Below are 13,043 nucleotides of genomic sequence, written 5' to 3'. Positions count from 1 at the left end.
CTACCGGGTTCGGCTTCTCTCAGGTACCATGGGATGACGAACGGTCTCCGCACGTAACTGAATCTCCGGTTTAAATAGGGGTGCGTGCGCAGCTCGCGTTTATCGCTGGGGAAGGATAAACAACTCAGGCACACTGTTCTCGACAGCCGGTGCATAGAGTTCACACTCGGACTCACCTCCACGGCCATCGGAGGGAACGAGTAGCCACTGCAAGTTAGCATACCCGGTCGCACGACGGTTGTGCGAGTGATGTGAATCGTTGCAGTTGTTACTACGGGTCCGATCACGGACTGCGAGAAAGAAAAACCGGAGATCGGCGACAGCTGCTATTCCTTGCCGAACATCTGGCGCATCATCGGATGCATCTCCATCATCTGCTCTTCGGCAATCTCTTCGTAGAGCTTGTAGGTGATGGAGACAGCCAGCAGTAGACCGGTTCCACTGATGGACCCGATTGTGCCGAGCATGTTCGCCCAGACGGCGAGCAAGCCGACGAGTGCACCACCGATGATAGTCACTTGCGGGATGTACCGTTCCATGACCTTCTCGATGACGCCGACGTTCTGGCGGAAGCCGGGGATCTGCATCCCCGAGTTCTGGATCTGCTTGGCTGTGGATTCCGGACCCATGTCGGTGGTCTCGACCCAGAAGATGGCGAAGATCGCACCGCCGGCGATCATGAATACCAGGTCGATGGAGACGCGGATCATCACCATCCATGCCGCCTGGGAGACTTCGCCGGTCCACCACATCCAGTCGTTTGGTGAGTAGATCGGCGCGACGTAGTAGAAGAACCCGCTCACGGGTTGTCCATTAGCGTTGTAGGTCCCGAGGAACTCGGGCATGTTGGCTCCCAGCTGCGAGGACATGATCTGTCCGATAAACTGGACGTTCGCCTGCAGCGCCCGGACGAGGATCATCGGCAGGACGCTCGCGTAGATGAGCTTCACTGGGAAGCGACCGCGAGCACCTTTGACGCGGGCGTGGCTGAGTGGAATTTCCACGCGAACCGATTCCGCGTAGACGACGATCGCGAAGATCAAGACCGTCGTTAGCAGCGCGATGATGTGCCCTTCTTGAAACAGGATGGTGTACAGTCCATCGCCAGCGAAGACCGAGCCGACAGCCACCTGCCCGGTGATGATCTGATACCAGTCGTAGAAGAACCCACCCGCAGTTGGCTGGATGAGTCCGGTAACGAGTCGCTGGCTCACACCGGCGATGATGAACAGCCCGATCCCGCTGCCGACGCCCCACTTGCTGACGACCTCGTCCATGTAGAGGATGAGGATACCGCCGACGAAGATCTGGGCGAACATCAGAAGCTGGACCTGCATATGGTCGAGGGTGAGTCCCCCGAACTGCAGTGACGACTGAGCTGGCAGGAAGCCGCTGGCGAACACTATCGGCAGCCCGGTCAGTACCACCATAACGACGACCAGCAGCTTCTGCAGGCCCTGATAGAGGACCTGGTCGCGCGGGTCGTCGGTGTCGAGACCGAGTAGGTTCGCACCGCCAAGCAGTTGCAAGACGATGCTCGCGGTGACGATCGGTCCAATACCGACCTGTAACAGCGACCCCTGTGAACCGGCCAGAATCGCACGGAACTCACCGAAGAGGTCGGTTGCGCCACCGGACTGCACCCCGAGCAGCGAGATGTTCGTCAGGAAGAAGTACAACATCAGGATGCCAGCCGTCCACGCAAGCTTGCGTTTAAAGGGAACGTGCCCCTCCGGACGGCGGACTGCGGGCATCCGCGTTAAGACCGGTTCAGCAGCTTCCTTCCATCCCATATGTTACTCCTCGTTCTGTTCTTCGGCTTCCTGATCGGACGCAGTTTCGTCAGCTTCCGCCCGCTCTTGTCCTCGCTCCGAGACGATCGCCTCACCGCCGGCCGTCTCGATCTTCTCGCGAGCTGCTTCCGAGAACGCATCTGCAGTAACGTCGAGTGCGTTGCGTACCTGTCCCGATCCGAGGACCTTGACGACATCGACCTCGTGGCCGTCCTCGACGATATCGCGAGCGTCGAGTTCATATCCGTCGTCGGTTTCCTCGGCAAGATCGTCGGCGACGTACAGGATCGCGTCCTCGTCTAACTTCTGAACGTCGATCTCGGCAACATCATCGCGGATGTCCTGCGGTCGCTTGAAGCCGTGTTTCCCCTTCGGTTCGTAGTTGTGGAACTCGTGTTTGCTTCGCCCGGCGCGGCCGCGTCCACCACGATGTCCGGCCCCACGTCGGTTTTTGTGGGAGCCGCCGCTGTGGGTTCGCGATCCACGCTGGCGTCGTTTTTTGCTCGTCATTGTTATCGCATCGATTCTAACAGGACGTTAATGTCCTCGGTTGTATGTTTTCCGAGTTGGCCGCCCTCCGCGGTTGGCTTTTTGATCCCATTGTGACCGCCACGTGGCGGGTGCAGTCGCAGCGTCGGCGACAGTCCCTCCTCGCGAAGCGTCGTTTCCTCGTCGAGTAGCGCCTCGGCGAGTGCAGCGAAGTCGCTGAACTCGGTGTTCTCGCTGAGCCACTCCTCGTCGACGTCGGACTGGCGGCCCTCGAGCGGTTCCGCTCGCTTTGCGAGCACCGTTTCGAGCACGTCGGCATCGGGTTCCCCGTGTGCGACGTAGTCGTTAACCTTCGTGATCATGCCACGGTAGGTGTCGGTTTCGGGGATGAGTGCGCAGTGGTTGACGCCGTGAATGTTGAGCATTTCCAGGGTGTCCTGGACGGTCTGCTGGCGATTTACTTCGCCACGGACCTGAACGACTGCCTTCATCACTCGGTCACCTCCGCTTCGTCACGGGTGGTCTCGCGTGCCCGCGGGTGTCGAGACTGCGAGGCGTTCTCGAGCGCGTTGAACGTCGCTTTCGCGAGGTTGACGGTCGTTCGCGTGTTGCCGTGGCTCTTGGTCCAGGCGTTTTCGATACCGGCCAGTTCGAGGACGGCACGGACCGTGTCACTCGCGGCGAGTCCGAGCCCTTCGGGGGCCGGGATGACCTCGACCTCGACGGAGCCGGCTTTGCCGGTCGTCTGGCGGGTCAGCGAGTGTGGACGGTCCGAGCGGTCCTCCCACGACCCGGAGCCGCGCGGGACCGAGATGATGTTCAGTTTCGCGATACCGATTGCCTTCTGGATAGCAGACCCGACCTGGTCGTCTCGGCCTTCCGCATAGCCGATATAGCCGTCGCGGTTGCCGACGGCGACGACACAACGGAACTTCACGCGTCGCCCGGAGTCGGTCATGCGCTGGACCATGTTGATGTCAAGCACTTCGTCGTCCAGTCCGGGGAGGAGCTGGTCGACGAGTTCGGGTTCCTTGAGCGGGAGTCCCGAGTTGAGGGCGGCTTCCATCGTATCGATGTCGCCCTCCTGGACCTTCCGGCCGAGACGGGTAACGGGTTCCCATCCGTTGTCGTTGTAGTTGTTTCCACTCATTCGAGAATCGCCTCTCGTACCTCGTCGAAGTGTTCTGGGAGTTCGGTTGCGTCGAAGTCACCGCTGTACAGCGGCTCGTCTAACTGTTCGGCGTACTCGGCGATGTGTTCGCCGCGAGTACGCGACCAGTCTGCGAGCACGCTGTCGTTGTGCGGGATTTCGAGGCCGGCATCGATTGCGCCCTCCTGCACTGCGAACACCTTGTTTCCGGGCGTTGCCGTGTTGAGGCCGATGTCGAGGACTGCCTCCTCGATATCGGCTTCGACTGCCCGTTTGCCGGCCAGCAGGCCGGTCAGGTAGGCTGCAGAGATGTTACTCGTGGGCGCGTCCCAACCGTACTCCTCGAGATCGCTCGAGTGTGCACTTGCGAGCGTCTCGTCCCCCTGAGGTCCGGGAACGATCAGCTGCGCCGTAGTGTGCTTGTTACTCTTGCGAGCAACGAGGCGGGGCTTGCCCGATTTCAGCAGGCGCAACCTCTGATGGTAATCCGTCCGGACCTCACGGCGACGCCGCATTGGCACTTTATATCGTGGTCCTGTCGCCATTATTGGTCACCGTAGTTCTCGTCGACGTAGTTCAACAGGTACCGGACGCTACGGAACTCGCCACCGCCAGCCTTCTTGTAGAGCTCGCGGTACTGCGTGGGCGTCAGTTCGCCCTTGTCGCGAAGTTCACGCAGCTTCCGTCGCTGTGCGCGAATCTGGTTTTGCCACTCTTCTTTCTCGTTCTGGCGTGCGCCTTTCTTGCCGCGGCGCTTGCCCGGGCCCTTCTGGTGGCCGTAGGCACGCTTTTCGTTCCGTTCGCGTGCACGACCGCGAGAGTTCCCTTTGGCGTCATCAGCCTGAATGCGGCCTTCGTCGACGAGTTCACGGATTTCGTCGCGGGTGATGGCCTCGGCGATGTCGGCCTGGGCTTCGGGGTCGAGCCAGACACGATTCTTGCCCACGTCTAAGACGTCGGCAGCGAGTCGTTTCTGTGCGGAAAGATCAGTCATTGGATTCCACCTCGACCTCTTCGTAGGTTGGGTTCAGGACGCGAACGCCCTCGTCTTCGGCGACCTCCTCGATGCGTTCGCGCTTGCGTGCGCCAACGGCGGAGGCGATACGGACTGCTTCCGTGTCGCCGTCGACACCCTCGAGGTCATCGACGTTCTCGACGTAGACCTCTTCGAAGCCGCTCGGGTGTTTCCCCCGAACGTCGGTGGGTGTGCGGTAGCCGGCTTCGACTTTCGGGCCCTTGCCCTTGATGCCCTTGCGTTGCTTCGAGAGCTGACCGCGCGGGCGTCGCCAGGACTCCGGCGTTCGCTTTTTCATGTGGTAGTCCTGCCGGTTGAACTGCGGCTTACCTTCGCTCTTGCGGCGGTTGAGAAGGCGCTGTTCATCCTCGGAGAGGTCCGGCGTCTTCTCGGTCAGGCCGCGGGCCTGCAGTTCGGTTTCGACGTCTTCGGCAGGTTCCGCTTCCTCCTCGGCACCTTCGTCTTCGATCTCGGCCTCGGTCTCCTCAGAGACCTCGAGATCGCCGACGTCGGCCTTGATACGCGCTGCGAGCGCGTTGCCGACGCCGTCGGCTTCGGCCAGGTCGTCCTGGTCGGCTTCCTTGACGTCCGCGATGGACTCGAAGCCGGCCTCGCGAAGGGCGTCTGCCTTGCTCGCACCGACGCCACTGATGTCTTCGAGTTCCTGTGGTTGTTCGTCTGCCATCTATCAGGCACCTCCGGTTTCGGTGGCGGGTTTTTCGGTGATGTAGACCCCGTCCTGGAAGACGCGGGTGTCCTTGCCGCTGACCTTCGTCAGTTGCTCGATGTCCGCCGCCGTCTGGCCGACATCTTCCTTGTCGGGACCAGTGAGGACGATTCGTTCGTCGTCGACGGAGACGGTGGTCTCACCGTGGATAGTCGTACGTCGCGCTGCCTTCTCGCCGAGGAAGTTCTCGATGACGACCTCCTCGCTCTCCTCGCGGACCTGCATCGGGAAGTGAGAGTAGAAGACTTCCATCTTGTACTCCCAGCCCTCGGTCACGCCGTGGAAAGCGTTCGAAACGTGGCTCTCGAAGGTGCCGACGGTCGCGTTCGTCTTTGCGTCCTCGGCCTCGCTCTCGATGACCACGGTGTCATCCTCCACGTCGACGGTCACGTCGGGGTACCAGAGACGCCGGGAAACGGTGCCTTCCGGTCCATCGACGGTCACATCGAGGTGGTCGATCTCGACGGTTACGTTGTCAGGGATGTCCAGTTCGACTCGCATGGTTAGTAGACGTATGCGATCACCTGGCCACCGATCCCCTTCTCACGAGCCTCGTAATGGCTCATGATGCCGTCACTCGTCGTGACGACCAGCGCACCGAAGTCTCGAGCCGGGAGGAATCGCTTCTCCCACTTCTCGAAGTCCTCGGAACCGACGCTGTAGCGGGGCTTGACGGGGCCACACTCGTTGATCGCTCCTTTCAATTCGACCTCGAACTGACCGGCCTTGCCGTCGTCGACGAACTCGAAGCCGTCGATGTACCCGCGGTCGTAGAAGACCTCGAGTACGCTGCCGATTTCGTTCGAGGCGGGTGTTACCTCGTGGGTGAGATGCCCCACGCTCTCGGCGTTGTCGAGCCCCGAGAGCGCGTTGCTGAGTGGATCGTTTCCAGTCATATTATCGATACTTCTTGAATCCCATGTCGCGGGCGATCTCACGGAAGCACTGCCGGCAGAGGTTGATGTCGTACTTGCCGACTAACCCCTGCTTGCGGCCACAGCGCTGGCACTCTTCGATCTGGCCAGTTCGCTTTGCCGCGTGCTCGCCTGTGCGCTCGCTTGCGACGTCTTCGTCCGGTTCTGGTTCCGGTTCCTGTTCGCTTTCACTCATCGTCTTCTTCCTCCGCGGAGACGGTTACGTCGAAGTTCGCCTCGAGGTACGCGATGGCGTCCTCGGGGGTGAGTCGGTGATTCGACGGGATCGGCCGCGTCGCCTTATCCCGCTTGGCCACGCGGTAGCCCGGACGAACCAGGTTAACGGTCACGTCCAGTCCGTAGATACCGACGTTCGGGTCGTACTCCTGGCTCGGGAATTCGGTGTGCTCCTCGACCCCGAAGCTGAAGTTGCCCGTATCGTCGAACTGCGTCGCCGACAGATCCGCAAGCGGCAGCGACTTCTCGAGGAACTCGTAGGCGTCGTCGCCACGAAGGGTGACCTTCGTACCGATCGGATCGCCCTGTCGAATCCCGAAGTCAGGTTCGGTCCGCTTTGCCTGCGTGCGGACGCTCTCCTGTTCGGTGACTTCCTCGATGATGTCCTCCGCTCGACCGAGTTCGCGACCACCCTGTCCGACGCCCATGTGGACGACGACCTTCTCGACGGTGGGTTCGCGCATCTCGTGGAACTCGCCGGTCTCAGCGTCGCTCATTCGTCATCACCGCCGTCAGACGCGGCCTGACGTTCCTCGGACTCCGCGTCGGAGTCCTCACCCGTGAAGTTCTCGTCGATGACGACAACGTACTCCTCGACGGTCTCGAACGCACCGTCGTCCGTCGAGACGGTAACGGTGTTCGAGCCGCTTCCGGGCGTGACGTCGATCGATTCGACCTCGCCGATCTTGCCACCGTGGTTGCCACGGATAGCCGTCACGAGCGCGCCCTCTTCGTAGGGGAAGTGGGCCACGATCGACTTGTCTTCGTTATCGACGATGACCGAGTCCTTCGCACTGAACTCGTCATCGACGAGGACGGTCGTCCCGTCGTGCAGCGTCAGCTGCGTGTCGCCGCCCGGAACCTGCTGTTTCCCGTCGATTTTGCCGAGGCGGCTATCCGCCGACTCCTCGTCGATTTCGGTAAGGGCGAGACGGCCACCCTCGTCGGGGAAGACGCGGTAGAACTCGCCACGACCGGGGAACGCGAGAATGTCGAAGATTCCGATCGGTCGCTGCTCGTCGTTGATCGGTTCGCCGTTGACGATGATCGAGTCCTCCGACAGGGCGTACCGCGCTTCCTTCGCCGAGTCCACGTAGCCGAGCACGTCCCGCAGGAGAACGACGAGGGGAACACCCTCCTCGCCATGCGGACCCGCGTCAGCCTTGACCGTGAAGACCTCGGTCTTGCGCTCGACCGGCCAGGACTTCGGTACTGACAGTCGCTTCTGGTGTTTCGTCATTCACTATCACCTTCTGTATCGCCTTCGAGGCGTGCCTCGCGACGCTCGTCCTCCAGATCGAGTTCAGTGATACGAACGTTCGAGGGGTCAAGTGGGCGCGGAACTTCCTCGCCGTCTGCCGTCTCGACCGTCACGTCCTCGACGTGGATGACGCCGTCTTCGAGGATTGCACGGATGACGTCGCCTTCGTCGCCGGCGTAGTCACCGCGCATGACCTCGACGGTGTCACCCGCGTTGACGCGGGTGCGACGGGTGTCATACTCCTCGCGGAGGTCCTCGGAGAGCGTCGCGTGAAGCTGCTTCTGTCGCTTGTGCAGCGGTGCACGCTCGGTCTGCGTTCGCTGTTTGTGTGGTTGCTTGCTCATGGTTCTATACGATCATCGTCGCGGTGGACGCGATTGCTCCGAAGCGTTCTGCGACCTCGCGGGCGATCGGTCCCTTGATCTCCGTCCCGCGGGGCTCTTCGTTCTCGTCGATGATGACCGCCGCATTGTCCTCGAACTTCAGCCGCGTACCGTCCGGTCGGCGGATCGACTTCCGCTGGCGGACGATGACGGCCTCAAGAACCTGGCGGCGCATCTCGGGGGTCCCCTTCGTGACGGAGACGGTTACCTTGTCACCGAGACCCGCCTTCGGCTGGCGGTTCTTGGTGCCGTGGTAGCCCGAGACGCTAATGACTTTGAGTTCGCGTGCGCCGGAGTTGTCGGCACACGTGATCAGCGAGCCCTTCTTCAGGCCTTGCGTGACGTCGGCTTTGAGCGCCTCCATCACTGCTCACCCTCGGTTGCCTCGGGTTCTGCGCCCTGCGTGACATCGCCACTCGAGAGTTCCCGATCAGGCTCTGCCTGGCGGGTCAACTCGGCGATATCTGTCGCAGTCGCTTCTTCGGTTACTTCGACGACCACGTGCGATTTGGTCTTCGACAGTGGTCGGGTCTCTGCGATCTTGACCGTGTCACCGACCGAGAGCGGCTCGAGCACGCCCGGCACGTGTGCCGGAATGCGCGAGCGACGTTTCATAGAGCGGTCGTATTTCGGAACCGCTACGTCATACTCTCGTTCGACGACTACGGTCTTGTCCATGTCCGTCGAGACGACGGTCCCCTCGAGGATCTGTCCTCGAACGGAAAGCTCGCCGTAGAACGGACACTTCTCGTAGTCGTATTCCTCCGGGTTTTCTGGTTCCGGAGGGGTTTCAACGTCTAGTCCTATTGCCATGGTGAGTCACCATTCGTTTCCGTGCGTCGGGCGGGTCGTGAGAGCAGTCGTGATCCATCGACCGTAACGTAGGCCACATCCTCGCCAGCGCCGTCTGGTGTCTCCGATTGCTCGACTCCACCAGGTTGAGTGTCGGCCAGTTTGGACGCGGTCCCCGACTCCTTCGCGGCGTCGGCGGCGTCATCTGTGATCGTGAACTCGAACACCGAGCCCGATTTTGGCACCATGACGACCCGAGACTCCCCGTCGTCTCGAACCTCGATCGAGAGCGTATTGGTCGTCTCGATGACGACGCGGCCCTCGAGGCCAACCCGTTCGGCGTCGTCACTCTCGACGATGCGGACGGGAAGTCCGTTGAGTTCGTGTCGTGGGAGCGTCTCGGGTGTCAGTGCCATCGTTGTAATCGATTATTCCTCGTCCAGGTCGCCTTCCTCACGCTGGATCGTCTTGATCCGCGCAATCGTGCGACTGAGTTCACCGATGCGGCCCGGATTCTCCGGGGCACCACCGGCGGCGAGAACGGACTTCTGGTTCAGCAGTTCCGTCTCGAGTTCATCGAGTTCTTCCGCGCGTTCGGCGGGCGTCATGTCGCGGATCTCTTTGACGTGGAGGATTGCCATCAGGCGTCACCTCCCTCGTCTTCGTCTTCGTCCGCGTCGGCTTCCATCTCCTCGACGAGTTCTTCGGCTTCGGCCTCGACGTCTTCTTCGAGTTCATCGAGGTCATCATCGTCCTCGGTGTCGTCGGTGTCAGTGTCATCGTCGGCGTCAGCGTCCGTCTCGGACTCGTCTTCAACTTCGACTTCCGCTTCGATAACTTCCTCGACGACCTCTTCGTCGAGTTCGGCGTCGTCGTCGGCTGCGGTTTCGAGCGTCTCGTCGGCTCCCGCTTCGACGCCGGAGTCAGCGGCCTCGGCATCCGCGGGCTCTTCGGGTTCGCCTTCGAGAAGTTCCTCGACACCTTCGGCCTCGTTGGCCTCGACGGCCTCGGGGACGAGTTCTTCCGGATCGGCGTCCTCGTGGATCTCGAAGTCGTCGGGAAGTTCAGCGTTCGGCGGGATGATCTTGACCGTGACGCCGATCGTCCCGAGCTTCATGACGGCGACACCCTGGCCCTCGTCGACGATTTCGGCGGCGGGTTCGCCGTTGTGCTTGATGTAGCCACGGTTGAACTTCTCCACGCGTGAGCGTGCACCCGTGACTTTCCCGGAGAGGACGATCTCGGCACCGAGTGCGCCGGCTTCCATGATCCGGTCGATCGTCGTGTGACCGGCCTTGCGGAAGTACCACCCGCGCTCTAGGGCGTTGGCGAGGCGATCCGCGACGATGCGTGCGTTCAGGTCGGGTTCGTCGACCTCCTGCACGTCGATCTGCGGGTCATCGAGGTCGAAGCGCTCTTCGAGCGCCGTCGTGACCTTCCGGATGTTCTCGCCGCCTTTGCCGATGACCATCCCTGGCTTTTCGGCCTTGAGGACGATTTGGGTTCCCATCGGCGTCTTGGCGACGTCCATGCCACCGTAGCCCGCGCGGCCGAGTTCTTCCTGGAAGAACTCGTCGATCTGGGACCGCTGCAGGCCGTTTTCGATGAACTGTTGTTCGTCAGCCATTAGTTGTCACCCTCCGCGTCCTCGGTTGCTGTCTCCTCGTCGACTTCTTCGACGACGATCTCGACGTCGACCTGCGGCGTATTCCACGACGAGGCACGCCCCATCGCGCGGGGCTTGCGACCGACCGATTCGCCGACCTTGTGGGCGGCGACGTGGACGATCTCCATCGACTCGCCGTCGAAGCCCTGATGGTCCGCGTTCGCCGTGACGTTCTCGAGCAGGTCGAGGAACTCCCCGGAAACCTTCTCGGGGTACTTGCCGGCGTCCCAGCCGTCGACGTCGGAGCGGTGACCCGCACCGGCGTTGTGGGACTTAAACGGGACCGACTGTTCTTCGTCGATTACGTCCTGGAGATACGCCTGGGCGTTCGCGACGGTTCGGCCCTTGATCTCGCGGGCGACCTCCTTGCTGTGCTTGTGGCTCATGTGACGCTCCCGAAGCATCGCTTTCGCGGTGGAGTCGGGATCCGCGTCGACTGAGTAGTTGATTCCCATGCGTGGATCACTTCAGTGGGACGAACTTCGACGAGCGAGTCGCACCGATCCCCGCCTGTCCGTGCTCGACGGACGTTCGGGTCAGTTGGAACTCGCCGAGATAGTGTCCGATCATCTCGGGCTCGACGCGAACGCGCTCGAAGGACTGTCCGTTGTAGACCTCGAAGGTCAGTCCGACGAACTCCGGCAGCACCGGCATGTCGCGCAGGTGCGTTCGGATCGGCGCGTTCGCCGTCTCCTGCTCGTCTTTCCCGCGGGCTTCCTCGAGGAGCTTCTGCTTCTCGACGGAGAGTCCGCGTTCGATACTTCGCCGCTTCCGTGCGGGCAGCAGTTCGGCAACCTCGTCGAGCTCCAGATCCTGCAGCTCCTCGAGCGTGTGGCCACGGTAGGTGAACTCCTCACCCTCACGGCCGGTTCGGTACTCCTGACTCATTTGTTTCCACCTCGACCAGTGCGGCGCGAGGAAATGTCACCGACCTTCCGTCCCGGCGGGGCGTCCCGCGAGACGGACTTCGGTTTGCCGGGGTGCTGGCGACCGCCACCACCGAACGGGTGGTCGACGGCGTTCATCGCCACACCGCGGACGCGAGGCCACTTCGTGCCCCGCGCTTTCATCTTGTGGTACTTGTTCCCTGCCTTGACCATCGGCTTTTCCGTGCGACCGCCACCGGCGACGACGCCGATGGTGGCGCGACACTGCGGATCGAGGCGCTTGACCTCGCCGCTTGGGAGTTGGACAACCGCCGCGTTGCGGTCGTGGGTGATCAGGTCCGCGTTGGTCCCCGAGGCGCGAGCGAACTTGCCGCCGTCGCCCTGATTCGCCTCGACGTTACAGACCGGCACGCCCTCCGGAATCTCCGCGAGCGGGAGCGTGTTTCCGGGCTTGATCTCGGCCGAGACACCGACCTGCAACTCCTCGCCGACCCCGATACCCTCGGGGGCGAGGACGAGCCGCTGGTCGCCGTCTTCGAACTCGACGGCAGCAACGGGTGCCGAACGGGCCGGGTCGTGTTCGATATCCACGACCGTCCCGCGGATCACGTTGTCGTCTTCTTCCTTCTTGTGCTCGAGCTTTGCCTTGTACCGGTGTGACGGGGCGCGGAACGTGGGCGTCCCGCGTCCACGTCGCTGTCCAAGAATTCGTCGTCCCATCCTCAGAACACCCCGATTCGCGAGGCAACTTCCTGTGCGTCGTTGTCCTCGGACAGTTTGACGGTTGCTTTCTTCTTGCCCTTCATCGTTACCTGCGTGTTGATGTCAGTGACCGAGACCTCGAAGCGCTCTTCGACCTCGTCGCGAATCTCGGGTTTGGCAGCGTCCGGGTTGACGACGAACTGGAGCTTGTTCTCGAAGTCCATGTCGTTCATCGCCTTCTCCGTCACGAGCGGGTGCTCGATAACCGAGCTCATCGGTCTGCCACCTCCTCGAGTGCGCTTTCGGTCCAAACGGTCAGTCGACCCGGCTGTGCGCCGGGTGCGAGATCTTCCGCGTTGACCTCCGCAGCCGTCGCGACATCGGCACCGGCGAGGTTTCGAGCCGCTCGCGACGGCCCCGTCTCGCTCGACGTAACGAAGAGGATCGACGTCGGCGTCTTGTACTTTCGCCCACGGGTCTTCCCGCGACCCGATCGGACGTTTCGACCCTCGTCCGCACGCTGGATGTCCTCGGCGAGGCCCGCTGCCTCGAGGAACTCGACGACTTCCTTCGTCTTCTGGAGGTCTTCGAACTCGTCGGCGACGACGACCGGAATCTCGGCGTCATCATCGAACGCGTGCCCGCGCTCGGCGACGAGTTCAGCGTCGGTCGTCGCAGCGATGGCGCTGCGGACGGCCAGTTTCTTTGCTTTCGTGTTGATCGATTCGGACTGGTCCTTCTCGGCTTTCGGCGGGTGGGCCTTGCGCCCCTTGACAGTCTGGGGAACGCGGCGGCCGCGTCCGTCCTGCTTGGGGACGTGGGCCATCCCGCGGCCGCTACCGAACGATTCGGCCGGCGTCCGCATGCCGGCGAACTCGTCGGCACCGTAGTCCTGTTTGCGGTTTGCCTGGGCGACGTTGACGGCGCGGGCGATCAGGTCCGGGCGGTACTGCGTCTCGAAGACCGCCGGGAGGTCGACCGATCCCGCGTCGGAGCCGTCCAGGTTGCGTACTGTTGCGTCCATGTG

The 13,043-nt window shown here is 62.2% G+C and carries 23 protein-coding genes; all 23 read right to left on the bottom strand.

Annotated elements, in window-relative coordinates:
- Positions 1 to 326 precede the first annotated feature (326 nt).
- Genes secY through rpl4p form a run of 23 tightly spaced genes read right to left on the bottom strand, consistent with a single transcriptional unit; the run spans position 327 to position 13,040 of the window.
- The gene (gene secY, locus C484_RS11200) at positions 327 to 1,793 is read right to left on the bottom strand and encodes a preprotein translocase subunit SecY (protein WP_006826054.1); all 1,467 of its coding nucleotides are present in this window, start codon (positions 1,791 to 1,793) and stop codon (positions 327 to 329) included.
- Between the two features lie 3 nt (positions 1,794 to 1,796).
- Positions 1,797 to 2,303 (bottom strand): uL15m family ribosomal protein, encoded by a 507-nt coding sequence (locus tag C484_RS11195; RefSeq protein WP_006826053.1) that lies wholly within the window; start codon positions 2,301 to 2,303, stop codon positions 1,797 to 1,799.
- Between the two features lie 2 nt (positions 2,304 to 2,305).
- Positions 2,306 to 2,773: a 50S ribosomal protein L30 gene (locus tag C484_RS11190; RefSeq protein ID WP_006666641.1), complete on the bottom strand. Its 468-nt coding sequence runs from the start codon at positions 2,771 to 2,773 to the stop codon at positions 2,306 to 2,308.
- Positions 2,773 to 3,432 (bottom strand): 30S ribosomal protein S5, encoded by a 660-nt coding sequence (locus tag C484_RS11185; protein ID WP_006826052.1) that lies wholly within the window; start codon positions 3,430 to 3,432, stop codon positions 2,773 to 2,775. Before C484_RS11185 ends, C484_RS11190 begins: the two co-directional genes overlap by 1 nt.
- Complete coding sequence (locus tag C484_RS11180) at positions 3,429 to 3,977, bottom strand: 50S ribosomal protein L18 (RefSeq protein ID WP_006108944.1); 549 nt, start codon at positions 3,975 to 3,977, stop codon at positions 3,429 to 3,431. Before C484_RS11180 ends, C484_RS11185 begins: the two co-directional genes overlap by 4 nt.
- A complete protein-coding gene (locus C484_RS11175) occupies positions 3,977 to 4,426 on the bottom strand; it encodes a 50S ribosomal protein L19e (protein WP_006826051.1) in 450 nt (149 codons plus the stop codon). Before C484_RS11175 ends, C484_RS11180 begins: the two co-directional genes overlap by 1 nt.
- Positions 4,419 to 5,132, bottom strand: a complete 714-nt coding sequence (locus C484_RS11170; RefSeq protein ID WP_006826050.1) for a 50S ribosomal protein L32e — start codon at positions 5,130 to 5,132, stop codon at positions 4,419 to 4,421. The genes C484_RS11175 and C484_RS11170 overlap by 8 nt, the downstream gene beginning before the upstream one ends.
- A 3-nt stretch (positions 5,133 to 5,135) precedes the next feature.
- Complete coding sequence (locus C484_RS11165) at positions 5,136 to 5,675, bottom strand: 50S ribosomal protein L6 (RefSeq protein WP_006826049.1); 540 nt, start codon at positions 5,673 to 5,675, stop codon at positions 5,136 to 5,138.
- A 2-nt stretch (positions 5,676 to 5,677) separates the two neighbouring features.
- Entirely contained in the window at positions 5,678 to 6,070 is a 393-nt protein-coding gene (locus tag C484_RS11160; protein ID WP_006108948.1) for a 30S ribosomal protein S8, read from the bottom strand.
- 1 nt (position 6,071) lies between these two features.
- Positions 6,072 to 6,284: a 30S ribosomal protein S14 gene (locus tag C484_RS11155; RefSeq protein WP_006108949.1), complete on the bottom strand. Its 213-nt coding sequence runs from the start codon at positions 6,282 to 6,284 to the stop codon at positions 6,072 to 6,074.
- Positions 6,277 to 6,822: a 50S ribosomal protein L5 gene (locus C484_RS11150; protein WP_006108950.1), complete on the bottom strand. Its 546-nt coding sequence runs from the start codon at positions 6,820 to 6,822 to the stop codon at positions 6,277 to 6,279. The genes C484_RS11155 and C484_RS11150 overlap by 8 nt, the downstream gene beginning before the upstream one ends.
- Complete coding sequence (locus tag C484_RS11145; protein ID WP_006826048.1) at positions 6,819 to 7,565, bottom strand: 30S ribosomal protein S4e; 747 nt, start codon at positions 7,563 to 7,565, stop codon at positions 6,819 to 6,821. Before C484_RS11145 ends, C484_RS11150 begins: the two co-directional genes overlap by 4 nt.
- Entirely contained in the window at positions 7,562 to 7,930 is a 369-nt protein-coding gene (rplX, locus tag C484_RS11140) for a 50S ribosomal protein L24 (RefSeq protein ID WP_006826047.1), read from the bottom strand. Before rplX ends, C484_RS11145 begins: the two co-directional genes overlap by 4 nt.
- A 4-nt stretch (positions 7,931 to 7,934) precedes the next feature.
- Positions 7,935 to 8,333, bottom strand: coding sequence for a 50S ribosomal protein L14 (locus C484_RS11135; protein WP_006826046.1), 399 nt, complete (start codon positions 8,331 to 8,333; stop codon positions 7,935 to 7,937).
- Positions 8,333 to 8,782 carry a 30S ribosomal protein S17 gene (locus C484_RS11130; RefSeq protein ID WP_006826045.1) on the bottom strand — a complete coding sequence of 150 codons (450 nt, stop codon included), beginning with the start codon at positions 8,780 to 8,782 and terminating at the stop codon, positions 8,333 to 8,335. The genes C484_RS11135 and C484_RS11130 overlap by 1 nt, the downstream gene beginning before the upstream one ends.
- The gene (locus tag C484_RS11125; protein WP_006826044.1) at positions 8,773 to 9,177 is read right to left on the bottom strand and encodes a ribonuclease P protein component 1; all 405 of its coding nucleotides are present in this window, start codon (positions 9,175 to 9,177) and stop codon (positions 8,773 to 8,775) included. Before C484_RS11125 ends, C484_RS11130 begins: the two co-directional genes overlap by 10 nt.
- Before the next feature lie 12 nt (positions 9,178 to 9,189).
- Positions 9,190 to 9,402, bottom strand: coding sequence for a 50S ribosomal protein L29 (rpmC, locus tag C484_RS11120; RefSeq protein WP_006666651.1), 213 nt, complete (start codon positions 9,400 to 9,402; stop codon positions 9,190 to 9,192).
- Positions 9,402 to 10,388: a 30S ribosomal protein S3 gene (locus C484_RS11115; RefSeq protein WP_006826043.1), complete on the bottom strand. Its 987-nt coding sequence runs from the start codon at positions 10,386 to 10,388 to the stop codon at positions 9,402 to 9,404. Before C484_RS11115 ends, rpmC begins: the two co-directional genes overlap by 1 nt.
- Complete coding sequence (locus tag C484_RS11110) at positions 10,388 to 10,882, bottom strand: 50S ribosomal protein L22 (RefSeq protein ID WP_006826042.1); 495 nt, start codon at positions 10,880 to 10,882, stop codon at positions 10,388 to 10,390. The genes C484_RS11115 and C484_RS11110 overlap by 1 nt, the downstream gene beginning before the upstream one ends.
- Positions 10,883 to 10,889: 7 nt before the next feature.
- A complete protein-coding gene (locus C484_RS11105; RefSeq protein ID WP_006826041.1) occupies positions 10,890 to 11,315 on the bottom strand; it encodes a 30S ribosomal protein S19 in 426 nt (141 codons plus the stop codon).
- Positions 11,312 to 12,034, bottom strand: coding sequence for a 50S ribosomal protein L2 (locus C484_RS11100; protein ID WP_006826040.1), 723 nt, complete (start codon positions 12,032 to 12,034; stop codon positions 11,312 to 11,314). Before C484_RS11100 ends, C484_RS11105 begins: the two co-directional genes overlap by 4 nt.
- A 2-nt stretch (positions 12,035 to 12,036) precedes the next feature.
- Positions 12,037 to 12,291: a 50S ribosomal protein L23 gene (locus C484_RS11095; protein ID WP_006108961.1), complete on the bottom strand. Its 255-nt coding sequence runs from the start codon at positions 12,289 to 12,291 to the stop codon at positions 12,037 to 12,039.
- Positions 12,288 to 13,040, bottom strand: a complete 753-nt coding sequence (gene rpl4p, locus C484_RS11090) for a 50S ribosomal protein L4 (RefSeq protein ID WP_006108962.1) — start codon at positions 13,038 to 13,040, stop codon at positions 12,288 to 12,290. The genes C484_RS11095 and rpl4p overlap by 4 nt, the downstream gene beginning before the upstream one ends.
- Between the last annotated feature and the right edge of the window lie 3 nt (positions 13,041 to 13,043).

Origin of the sequence: Natrialba taiwanensis DSM 12281 (assembly GCF_000337595.1) — an archaeon.
Lineage (GTDB): Archaea > Halobacteriota > Halobacteria > Halobacteriales > Natrialbaceae > Natrialba > Natrialba taiwanensis.
The sequence above is the reverse complement of the archived record's forward strand: the minus strand, read 5'-3'. Positions and strand labels throughout refer to the sequence as shown.

Coding starts and splice junctions, on each gene's coding strand:
- rplX (WP_006826047.1), bottom strand. CDS start 7,930: ATGAGCAAGCAACCACACAAACAGCGAACGCAGACCGAGCGTGCACCG.
- rpl4p (WP_006108962.1), bottom strand. CDS start 13,040: ATGGACGCAACAGTACGCAACCTGGACGGCTCCGACGCGGGATCGGTC.
- C484_RS11150 (WP_006108950.1), bottom strand. CDS start 6,822: ATGAGCGACGCTGAGACCGGCGAGTTCCACGAGATGCGCGAACCCACC.
- C484_RS11135 (WP_006826046.1), bottom strand. CDS start 8,333: ATGGAGGCGCTCAAAGCCGACGTCACGCAAGGCCTGAAGAAGGGCTCG.
- C484_RS11155 (WP_006108949.1), bottom strand. CDS start 6,284: ATGAGTGAAAGCGAACAGGAACCGGAACCAGAACCGGACGAAGACGTC.
- rpmC (WP_006666651.1), bottom strand. CDS start 9,402: ATGGCAATCCTCCACGTCAAAGAGATCCGCGACATGACGCCCGCCGAA.
- C484_RS11105 (WP_006826041.1), bottom strand. CDS start 11,315: ATGAGTCAGGAGTACCGAACCGGCCGTGAGGGTGAGGAGTTCACCTAC.
- C484_RS11125 (WP_006826044.1), bottom strand. CDS start 9,177: ATGGCACTGACACCCGAGACGCTCCCACGACACGAACTCAACGGACTT.
- C484_RS11110 (WP_006826042.1), bottom strand. CDS start 10,882: ATGGGAATCAACTACTCAGTCGACGCGGATCCCGACTCCACCGCGAAA.
- C484_RS11115 (WP_006826043.1), bottom strand. CDS start 10,388: ATGGCTGACGAACAACAGTTCATCGAAAACGGCCTGCAGCGGTCCCAG.
- C484_RS11180 (WP_006108944.1), bottom strand. CDS start 3,977: ATGGCGACAGGACCACGATATAAAGTGCCAATGCGGCGTCGCCGTGAG.
- C484_RS11185 (WP_006826052.1), bottom strand. CDS start 3,432: ATGAGTGGAAACAACTACAACGACAACGGATGGGAACCCGTTACCCGT.
- C484_RS11165 (WP_006826049.1), bottom strand. CDS start 5,675: ATGCGAGTCGAACTGGACATCCCTGACAACGTAACCGTCGAGATCGAC.
- C484_RS11130 (WP_006826045.1), bottom strand. CDS start 8,782: ATGGCAATAGGACTAGACGTTGAAACCCCTCCGGAACCAGAAAACCCG.
- C484_RS11195 (WP_006826053.1), bottom strand. CDS start 2,303: ATGACGAGCAAAAAACGACGCCAGCGTGGATCGCGAACCCACAGCGGC.
- C484_RS11190 (WP_006666641.1), bottom strand. CDS start 2,773: ATGAAGGCAGTCGTTCAGGTCCGTGGCGAAGTAAATCGCCAGCAGACC.
- C484_RS11145 (WP_006826048.1), bottom strand. CDS start 7,565: ATGACGAAACACCAGAAGCGACTGTCAGTACCGAAGTCCTGGCCGGTC.
- C484_RS11100 (WP_006826040.1), bottom strand. CDS start 12,034: ATGGGACGACGAATTCTTGGACAGCGACGTGGACGCGGGACGCCCACG.
- C484_RS11175 (WP_006826051.1), bottom strand. CDS start 4,426: ATGACTGATCTTTCCGCACAGAAACGACTCGCTGCCGACGTCTTAGAC.
- C484_RS11170 (WP_006826050.1), bottom strand. CDS start 5,132: ATGGCAGACGAACAACCACAGGAACTCGAAGACATCAGTGGCGTCGGT.
- C484_RS11095 (WP_006108961.1), bottom strand. CDS start 12,291: ATGAGCTCGGTTATCGAGCACCCGCTCGTGACGGAGAAGGCGATGAAC.
- secY (WP_006826054.1), bottom strand. CDS start 1,793: ATGGGATGGAAGGAAGCTGCTGAACCGGTCTTAACGCGGATGCCCGCA.
- C484_RS11160 (WP_006108948.1), bottom strand. CDS start 6,070: ATGACTGGAAACGATCCACTCAGCAACGCGCTCTCGGGGCTCGACAAC.